Genomic DNA, 9167 nt, shown 5'->3' on the forward strand with positions numbered 1-9167 from the left:
GCTGTCCCTAGCGCCCCCCCGCCCCGTGTCGCGGTGTTGTGTGGAAAACTTTTTAAAAAACTTTTCCCCCACCCACGACCGGCTGCAGCGTGCGGCGGCCTTCGGTGGGTTGTTCACCGAAACCGCTGGTCGAACGCGTCGAAATCGCCGCTGGACGCCCGGCCCGCGTGACGAGACCGTTACGCGGGCCGGGCTTGACCGCGCGGGTGTTATCGCTAACACTGACTCCTCGCCGTCACCTGAACGAGTGACGGGAACCACGTCGACGGGGACGGAAGGGGTAGTCGGTGGCCGAACGCTCTCGCCCTGGTGGACCCCTCAACGGGGCCCGGCAGCCGAGCCTGACCGACGTCGCCGGGCGGGCCGGGGTTTCGCACATGACCGTCTCCCGGGTCATCAACGGGACCGGCCCGGTGCGGCCGACGACCCGCGCCCGGGTGCTCGCCGCCATCGAGGAACTGGGCTACCGCCCGAACTCCGCCGCCCGCGCGCTGGTCACCGGGCGCACCGGCACCCTCGGCGTGCTCGCGCTCGAGTCCAATCTGTACGGTCCGGCCAGCACGCTCCACGGCATCGAGCACGCCGCCCGCGAAGCCGGGTTCGCCATCACGATCTCCAGCGTCAGCCGCCCGGGCCGGTCGTCCATCGCGGACGCCGTCGAGAACCTGCGCGGCCAGGCGGTCGAGGGCATCATCGTCATCGCCCCGCACGTCACCGCGGGGCGGGCGCTGGAGGCCGCGCCCGCGGACATCCCGCTGGTCGCCGTCGGCGGCGGGGACGACGCGCCGGTGCCGGTGATCGCCGTCGACCAGCGTGACGGCGCCCGCCGTGCCACCGAACACCTGCTGGCCCTGGGTCACCGCACGGTCTGGCACATCGCGGGGCCCGAGGACTGGCTGGACGCGCGCGGCCGCGAGGCCGGCTGGCGCGAAACCCTCGAACGGCACGGCGCGCCGGTGCCGAAGGTCGTCCGCGGCGACTGGAGTTCGCGCTCCGGCTACGACGCCGGCCGGGCGCTCGCCGGGGAAAAGGACCTGGACGCCGTCTTCGCCGGCAACGACCAGATGGCGCTCGGCCTGCTGCGCGCGCTCGCCGAAGCCGGGATCTCGGTGCCGGGCGACGTCCGCGTCGCGGGGTTCGACGACGTGCCCGAGGCGGCCTACTTCACGCCGCCGCTCACCACGGTCCGGCAGGACTTCATCGAACTCGGCCGACGCACGTTCGGCCTGCTGGCCGCGCGGATGAGCGGCGGCGACCGGCACGACCGCGCGCTGGTCGCGCCCGAATTGATCGTGCGGGAGAGCACCGGACCGCGATAACCGCCGCCCGGAAAACCTCTGACGATGTTAGCGCTAACAAAGGAAGTGACCGGCAGTGTCAGCAGAACCCCTCGTCGTCGGCATCGACTACGGCACGCTCTCCGGGCGCGCGGTCGTCGTACGCGTGCGAGACGGCGCCGAGCTGGGCAGCGCCGTGACGGAGTACCGCCACGGCGTCGTCGACCGCGAGCTCCCGGCGACCGGGCGGGCGCTGCCGCCGGAGTGGGCGCTGCAGGTGCCTTCGGACTACGTCGACGTCCTGCGCACCGCCGTCCCCGCCGCGCTGGCCGACGCCGGCGCGAACCCCGCCGACGTGATCGGCATCGGCACCGACTTCACCGCCTGCACGATGGTGCCGGCCACAGTGGACGGAACGCCGCTGTGCGAGCTGCCGGAGTTCGCGGAGAACCCGCACGCCTACGTCAAGCTCTGGCGCCACCACGCCGCCCAGCCGCAGGCCGACCGGATCAACGAGCTGGCCCGCGCGCGCGGCGAGAAGTGGCTGCCGCGCTACGGCGGGCTGATCTCGTCGGAGTGGGAGTTCGCCAAGGGCCTCGAGCTGTTCGAGGAGGCCCCGGACGTCTACGCGGCGACAGAGCACTGGGTCGAGGCGGCCGACTGGATCGTCTGGCAGCTGACCGGCACGTACGTCCGCAACGCCTGCACCGCCGGGTACAAGGGCATCCTGCAGGACGGCCAGTACCCGAGCCGCGACTTCCTCCGCGAACTCGCGCCGGGCTTCGAGTCCTTCGTGGCCGACAAGCTCGAGCACCCGCTCGGGCAGCTGGGCGACCGGGCGGGCACGCTGACCGCCGAAGCCGCCGCGTGGACCGGCCTGCCGGAGGGGATCGCGGTCGCCGTCGGCAACGTCGACGCGCATGTCACCGCGCCGGCCGCGCGGGCCGTCGAGCCCGGGCAGCTGGTCGCGATCATGGGCACCTCGACGTGCCACGTCGTGAACGGCGCCGATCTGCGCGAAGTCCCCGGCATGTGCGGGGTCGTCGACGGCGGGATCGTGGCGGGGCTGTGGGGGTACGAAGCCGGGCAGAGCGGCGTCGGCGACATCTTCGGCTGGTTCGCCGAGCGTTTCGCCCACGAAAGCCACGACCAGCTCACCCGGCTCGCCGCCCGGCAGGAGATCGGCGAACACGGGCTGGTCGCTCTCGACTGGCACAGCGGCAACCGCTCGGTGCTCGTCGACCACGACCTCTCCGGCGTGATCGTCGGGCAGACCCTGGCCACCCGCGCCGAGGACGTCTACCGCGCGCTGCTGGAGGCCACCGCGTTCGGCACCCGCAAGATCGTCGAGACGTTCACCGAGGCCGGCATCCCCGTCACCGAGCTGATCGTCGCGGGCGGGCTGACGAAGAACGCCCTGCTGATGCAGATCTACGCCGACGTCACCAACCTGCCGCTGTCGGTCGTCGGCTCGGCGCAGGCGCCCGCGCTCGGCTCCGCGATCCACGCCGCCGTCGCGGCCGGGGCGTACCCGGACATCCGCGCGGCGGCCGGGGAGATGGGCTCGGCCCGCTCCGCGGTGTACGAGCCGGTGCCCGCGCACGTCACGGCCTACGACGAGCTCTACGCCGAGTACACGACCCTGCACGACTACTTCGGCCGCGGTGCCAACGACGTCATGCACCGCCTGGCCGCCCGCCGCCGAGCCGTAGCGAAAGGACGGTCCTGATGTCCCTGACCGGCGAAGTCCTCGACACCGTCGCGGAACTGCGGGAGACCGTGGCGAACCTGCACGGCGAGCTGACCCGCAACGCCCTGGTCATCTGGACCGCGGGCAACGTCTCGGCGCGGGTGCCCGGCCGCGACCTGATGGTCATCAAGCCGTCCGGGGTGTCCTACGACGACCTGTCCGCCGACACGATGGTGGTCACCGACCTGCACGGCGAGCTGGTGCACGGTGAGCTCGCGCCGTCGTCCGACACCGCCGCGCACGCCTACGTCTACCGGCACATGCCGGAGATCGGCGGGGTCGTCCACACGCACTCGACCTACGCCACGGCGTGGGCCGCGCGCGGCGAGCCGATCCCGTGCGTGCTCACGATGATCGCCGACGAGTTCGGCGGCGACGTCCCGGTCGGGCCGTTCGCGCTGATCGGGGACGACTCGATCGGCCGCGGCCTCGTCGAGACCCTGCGCGGCAGCCGTTCCAAGGCCGTGCTGATGCGCAGCCACGGCCCGTTCACCGTCGGCCGCACCGCCCGCGACGCCGTCAAGGCCGCGGTGATGGTCGAGGACGTCGCCCGGACCGTGCACAAGGCCTTCGAGCTGGGCACGCCCGAACCCCTGCCGCCCGCGGACGTCGACCGGCTCTACGCCCGGTACCAGAACGTCTACGGCCAGCAATGATCTCGATGAGGAGAACGATGACTTCCGCGGCCAAACCGCAGCTCTGGTTCCTGACCGGGAGCCAGGCCCTCTACGGCGAAGAGACCCTCGAGCAGGTCGCCGGCCAGTCCCTGCGCATCCAGCAGCTGCTGGCAGGCGCCAGCGGGCTGCCGGCCGAGATCGTCGGCAAGCCGGTGCTGACCGAGGCCTCCTCGATCCGCCGGGTGCTGCAGGAGGCCAACGCCGACGCCGCCTGCGTCGGCGTGATCGCCTGGATGCACACCTTCTCGCCGGCGAAGATGTGGATCACCGGGCTGGACGCGCTGCGCAAGCCGTTGCTGCACCTGCACACCCAGCTCAACGAGGCCCTGCCGTGGTCCACGATCGACATGGACTTCATGAACCTCAACCAGGCCGCGCACGGCGACCGCGAGTTCGGGTTCGTCCAGACACGCCTCGGCATCCCGCGCAAGACCGTCGCCGGGCACGTCTCCGACCCGGTCGTCGTGGCCCGCATCGACGCGTGGGCGCGCGCGGCCATCGGCGCCGACCACCTGCGCAACCTGCGCCTGGCCCGGTTCGGCGACAACATGCGCGACGTCGCGGTCACCGAGGGGGACAAGGTCGAGGCCGAGCTGCGGTTCGGCGTCTCGGTCAACACCTACGGCGTCAACGAGCTGGTCGAGCTGGTCGACGCGGTGTCCGAAAAGGACACAGTGGACGATCTGCTGGAGCGGTACGCCGAGGACTACGACATCGCGGGGGACCTGGCGGCCGGGGGAGCGCGGCACGAGTCGCTGCGCTACGCGGCGAAGATCGAGGCCGGGCTGCGCAAGTTCCTCGGCGACGGTGGCTTCGGCGCGTTCACGACGAACTTCGAAGACCTCGGCGGCCTCCGCCAGCTGCCCGGCCTGGCGGTCCAGCGCTTGATGGCCGACGGTTACGGCTTCGGCGGCGAGGGCGACTGGAAGACGTCCGCGCTGCTCGCCGCGGTCAAGGCGATGGGGCACGGCACCGGGCGCGGGACGTCGTTCATGGAGGACTACACCTACCACTTCGGGCCGGGCACGCCGAAGATCCTCGGCGCGCACATGCTCGAGGTCTGCCCGAGCATCGCCGCGGCGACGCCGTCGTGCGAGATCCACCCGCTCGGCATCGGCGGGCGCGAGGACCCGGTGCGGCTGGTGTTCGACGCCGCGCCCGGGCCCGGCGTCACCCTCGGTCTCGTCGACCTCGGTGACCGGTTCCGGCTGGTGGCCAACGAGATCGACGTCGTCCCGCCCGACGAGCCGCTGCCGAACCTGCCGGTCGCGCGCGCGGTGTGGCAGCCCGCGCCGACCTTGGCGACGTCGGCCGAGTCGTGGATCACCGCGGGCGGCCCGCACCACACCGTGCTCACCCAGGCGGTGGGCACGGAGACCCTTCGCGACTTCGCGAACCTGCTCGGCGTCGAACTGCTGGTGATCGACAAGGACACCACACCGCACGGCTTCGCCGACCGCATCCGCTGGAACCAGGCGTATTACCGGCTCGCTCAGGGCTTCTGAGAAAGGAAACGGAACAATGAAGTTCACCAGAACACTCGCGGGGATCGCCGCCGCGGGGCTCGTGCTCACGCTGTCGGCGTGCGGTTCGAGCCAGAAGACCGCCGACCAGGCGCCGGCACCCGGTGCCGCGAGCGCGGCGGGCAGCCTGGTCGGTGTCACCATGCCGACCAAGTCGTCGGAGCGCTGGATCCACGACGGCGACAACATCAAGTCCGCGCTGGAGAAGCTCGGCTACAAGGTCGACCTGCAGTACGCCGAGAACGACATCCCGACGCAGGTCAACCAGATCGAGAACCAGATCACCAAGGGCGCGAAGCTGCTGGTCATCGCCTCGATCGACGGCACCGCGATCACCACGCAGCTGCAGGAGGCGGCCGACCGCAAGATCCCGGTCATCGCCTACGACCGGCTGATCCGCAACTCGCCGAACGTCGACTACTACGCCACGTTCGACAACTTCAAGGTCGGCGTCGAGCAGGCGAACTCGCTGGTCAAGGGGCTGGGCAACGGTGCCGGTCCGTTCAACGTCGAGCTGTTCGCCGGTTCGCCCGACGACAACAACGCGACGTTCTTCTTCAACGGCGCGATGTCCGTGCTCAAGCCGCTGATGGACAGCGGCAAGCTGGTGGTCAAGAGCGGGCAGACCGACTTCGCCCGCGCGGCGATCCTGCGCTGGGACCCGGCCACCGCGCAGCGGCGCATGGAGGACCTGCTCACCAAGACCTACACCGGTGGCGCCAAGGTCGCCGGCGTGCTTTCGCCGTACGACGGTCTTTCGATCGGCATCCTCTCGGCGCTGAAGAGCAACGGCTACGGCACCGCCGGCCAGCCGTACCCGGTGGTCACCGGGCAGGACGCCGAGGTCGCGTCGGTCAAGTCCATCATCGCCGGCGAGCAGTACTCGACGATCTTCAAGGACACCCGCATCCTCGCCGACACCACGGTGAAGATGGCCGACGCCGTCCTGAAGGGCGGCAAGCCCGAGGTCAACAACACCAAGGACTACGACAACGGCAAGAAGGTCGTCCCGTCGTTCCTGCTGCAGCCGGTCACGGTGGACAAGGCGAACTACCAGAAGGAGCTCGTCGACTCCGGCTACTACACGGCTGGTCAGCTGAAATGACCGAACTGCTCGGCATGCGCGGGATCACCAAGACCTTCCCCGGGGTCAAGGCGCTGTCGGACGTCACCCTTTCCGTGAACAGCGGCGAGATCCACGCGATCTGCGGGGAGAACGGCGCCGGGAAGTCCACCTTGATGAAGGTGCTTTCCGGCGTCTACCCGCACGGGACGTACGACGGCGAGATCCACTTCGACGGGCAGCGGTGCGAGTTCGGTTCGGTGCGCGACAGTGAGCGGCGCGGAATCGTGATCATCCACCAGGAGCTCGCGCTGTGCGGGCAGCTCTCGATAGCGGAGAACATCTTCCTCGGCAACGAACAGGGCAAGCGGGGCTGGATCGACTGGAACCGCACCAACCACGAGGCCGGCGCGCTCCTGCGGCGCGTCGGCCTCGCGGAGAACCCGGTGACGCCGGTGCGCGACCTCGGCGTCGGCAAGCAGCAGCTCGTCGAGATCGCCAAGGCCCTGTCCAAAAAGGTCCGGCTGCTGATCCTCGACGAGCCGACCGCGGCGCTCAACGACGAGGATTCGGCGCACCTGCTCGACCTGCTGCGCGAGCTGCGGGCCGACGGCGTCACGTGCGTGATCATCTCGCACAAGCTCGGTGAGGTGACGGCGATCGCCGACACCGTCACGATCCTGCGGGACGGCCGCACCATCGACACCCTCGACGCGGCCGGCCTGACCGAGGAACGGATCATCACCGGCATGGTCGGCCGCGACCTCGAGCACCGGTTCCCGCCCCGGGAACCGGACATCGGGGACGAGGTGCTGCGGATCGAGGACTGGACGGTGCACAGCCCCACACAGGCGGGCCGGGTGGTCGTCGACCACGCGAACCTGAGCCTGCGGCGGGGCGAGATCGTCGGCCTGGCCGGGCTGATGGGCGCCGGGCGCACCGAGCTCGCGATGAGCGTGTTCGGCCGGTCCTACGGCAAGGACATCTCGGGCCGGATCCTCAAGCACGGCCAGGAGATCACCGTCCGGTCGGTGCGTGACGCCGTCCGCCACGGCATCGCCTACGCCACCGAAGACCGGAAGCGCTACGGGCTCAACCTCATCGAGGACATCCAGCGCAACGTGTCCGCGGCGGGGCTGGGCAAGCTCGCGAAGCGGGGCTGGGTCAACGAGAACGCCGAGCACGACACGGCCGTCGGGTTCCGCCGGGACCTGTCGATCAAGGCGCCGACCGTGCGCAGCGTGACCGGGAAGCTCTCCGGCGGCAACCAGCAGAAGGTCGTGCTGGCCAAGTGGATCTTCACCGACCCGGACGTGCTGATCCTCGACGAGCCGACCCGCGGCATCGACGTCGGCGCGAAGTTCGAGATCTACTCGATCATCAACGAACTGGCCGCGCAGGGGAAGGCCGTGCTGGTCATCTCCTCCGAGCTGCCGGAGCTGCTCGGGCTCTGCGACCGGATCTACGCGCTGTCGGCCGGGCGGATCACCGGCCAGGCGACCCGCGAGGAAGCCACCCAGGAACTGCTCATGCAGTACATGACGAAGGAACGGGAATGACCACGACCGAAGCGCGGCCCGACGCGCCCCCGGTCGAGCACTCCGCCCGGCGGATCTCGATCAACCCGCGCCAGAGCGGCATCTACGTCGCGTTCGCGCTGATCGTGGTGCTGTTCGAGGTGCTCACCGGTGGTGCGCTGCTGGAGCCGCAGAACATCTCCAACATCATCGTGCAGAACTCCTACGTGCTGATCCTCGCGATCGGGATGATCCTGGTGATCATCTCCGGGCACATCGACCTGTCCGCCGGGTCGGTGGTCGCGATGACCGGCGCGGTGTCGGCGGTGCTGATGGTGAACTGGCACCTGCCGTGGTTCTGGGCGGTGCTGATCACCCTCGTCGTCGGCGCGGTGATCGGCGCCTGGCAGGGCTACTGGGTCGCCTACTTCGGGATCCCGGCGTTCATCGTGACGCTGGCGGGGATGCTCGTGTTCCGCGCGCTGACCCTGACCGTGCTGGGCAACCAGGGCATCGGCCCGTTCCCGGACACGATCCGCACGTTGTCCAACGGCTTCACCGACGGCTACCTGGGCAACATCGGCCTCGGCCCGCTGGGCGGCGCCGACCTGGTCTCGTTGCTGGCCGGCGTCGCCGCCGTGGCCGGGATCGCGTTCACCCAGTGGCGCAAGCGCTCGGCGCGGCTGGGGTACGGCCAGGACGTCGACCCGTTCGCGATCTTCGTGCTGAAGATCGCCGGTGTCGCGGTGATCGTGCTCGCGCTGGTGGTGCAGCTGGCCCGGTTCAAGAACCTGCCGTGGGTGCTGATCCTGCTGGCGGCGCTGGTGCTCGGCTACTCGCTGGTGGCCGGGAAGTCGGTGTTCGGCAGGCACATCTACGCCGTGGGCGGCAACCTGCAGGCGGCGACGCTCTCCGGCGTCAAGGTCAAGTCGGTGACGTTCTGGATCTTCGTCAACATGGGCGTGCTGGCGGCGCTGGCCGGGATCATCTTCGCCGGCCGGTTGAACCAGGCGGGCCCGACGGCGGGTATCAACTTCGAGCTGGACGCGATCGCGGCGGCGTTCATCGGCGGCGCGGCGGTCCAGGGCGGCGTCGGCAAGGTGGTCGGCGCGATCACCGGCGGCCTGATCATGGCGGTCATCAACAACGGCATGTCCCTGATCGGCGCCCCGAGCGAGCGGGTGATGCTGGTCAAGGGCGTCGTCCTGCTGGCAGCAGTCGCGTACGACATCTGGACCAAACGCCGCGCGGCTTCGTAACGCAGAAGTCCCGTGAGGGGCACAAGACGGGGGCACAGTGCCACAAAGGGGGCGGGACCGGAGCAGGGCGGCGGCGGGCGCGGGGGGGCCGCGGTGGATGG

General features: G+C 70.2%; 7 protein-coding genes. All 7 read left to right on the forward strand.

Translation table 11 applies throughout. The features are described from left to right. Window positions 1-287: 287 nt before the first annotated feature. Genes ACGFMK_RS40495 through mmsB form a run of 7 tightly spaced genes read left to right on the forward strand, consistent with a single transcriptional unit; the run spans window position 288 to window position 9066 of the window. Window positions 288-1319, forward strand: coding sequence for a LacI family DNA-binding transcriptional regulator (locus ACGFMK_RS40495; protein WP_392774718.1), 1032 nt, complete (start codon window positions 288-290; stop codon window positions 1317-1319). A 55-nt stretch (window positions 1320-1374) separates the two neighbouring features. Beyond that, the gene (gene araB, locus ACGFMK_RS40500) at window positions 1375-3006 is read left to right on the forward strand and encodes a ribulokinase (protein ID WP_392774720.1); all 1632 of its coding nucleotides are present in this window, start codon (window positions 1375-1377) and stop codon (window positions 3004-3006) included. Continuing rightward, the gene (locus tag ACGFMK_RS40505) at window positions 3006-3683 is read left to right on the forward strand and encodes an L-ribulose-5-phosphate 4-epimerase (protein WP_392774721.1); all 678 of its coding nucleotides are present in this window, start codon (window positions 3006-3008) and stop codon (window positions 3681-3683) included. The genes araB and ACGFMK_RS40505 overlap by 1 nt, the downstream gene beginning before the upstream one ends. 17 nt (window positions 3684-3700) lie before the next feature. Continuing rightward, window positions 3701-5209 carry an L-arabinose isomerase gene (gene araA / locus ACGFMK_RS40510; RefSeq protein ID WP_392774723.1) on the forward strand — a complete coding sequence of 503 codons (1509 nt, stop codon included), beginning with the start codon at window positions 3701-3703 and terminating at the stop codon, window positions 5207-5209. A gap of 16 nt (window positions 5210-5225) precedes the next feature. Beyond that, window positions 5226-6332 (forward strand): multiple monosaccharide ABC transporter substrate-binding protein, encoded by a 1107-nt coding sequence (gene chvE, locus ACGFMK_RS40515; protein ID WP_392774725.1) that lies wholly within the window; start codon window positions 5226-5228, stop codon window positions 6330-6332. Beyond that, window positions 6329-7849 carry a multiple monosaccharide ABC transporter ATP-binding protein gene (mmsA, locus tag ACGFMK_RS40520; RefSeq protein ID WP_392774727.1) on the forward strand — a complete coding sequence of 507 codons (1521 nt, stop codon included), beginning with the start codon at window positions 6329-6331 and terminating at the stop codon, window positions 7847-7849. The genes chvE and mmsA overlap by 4 nt, the downstream gene beginning before the upstream one ends. After that, window positions 7846-9066 carry a multiple monosaccharide ABC transporter permease gene (gene mmsB / locus ACGFMK_RS40525; protein WP_392774729.1) on the forward strand — a complete coding sequence of 407 codons (1221 nt, stop codon included), beginning with the start codon at window positions 7846-7848 and terminating at the stop codon, window positions 9064-9066. Before mmsA ends, mmsB begins: the two co-directional genes overlap by 4 nt. The last annotated feature ends 101 nt before the right edge of the window (window positions 9067-9167 follow it).

The sequence above is a fragment of the Amycolatopsis sp. NPDC049252 genome, from assembly GCF_043197175.1.
In the GTDB taxonomy this organism is placed as follows: Bacteria; Actinomycetota; Actinomycetes; order Mycobacteriales; family Pseudonocardiaceae; genus Amycolatopsis.

What these genes read in the sequence shown, in the direction of transcription:
- ACGFMK_RS40505 (WP_392774721.1), top strand. Translation starts at nt 3,006, where the DNA reads ATGTCCCTGACCGGCGAAGTCCTCGACACCGTCGCGGAACTGCGGGAG.
- araA (WP_392774723.1), top strand. Translation starts at nt 3,701, where the DNA reads ATGACTTCCGCGGCCAAACCGCAGCTCTGGTTCCTGACCGGGAGCCAG.
- chvE (WP_392774725.1), top strand. Translation starts at nt 5,226, where the DNA reads ATGAAGTTCACCAGAACACTCGCGGGGATCGCCGCCGCGGGGCTCGTG.
- mmsA (WP_392774727.1), top strand. Translation starts at nt 6,329, where the DNA reads ATGACCGAACTGCTCGGCATGCGCGGGATCACCAAGACCTTCCCCGGG.
- mmsB (WP_392774729.1), top strand. Translation starts at nt 7,846, where the DNA reads ATGACCACGACCGAAGCGCGGCCCGACGCGCCCCCGGTCGAGCACTCC.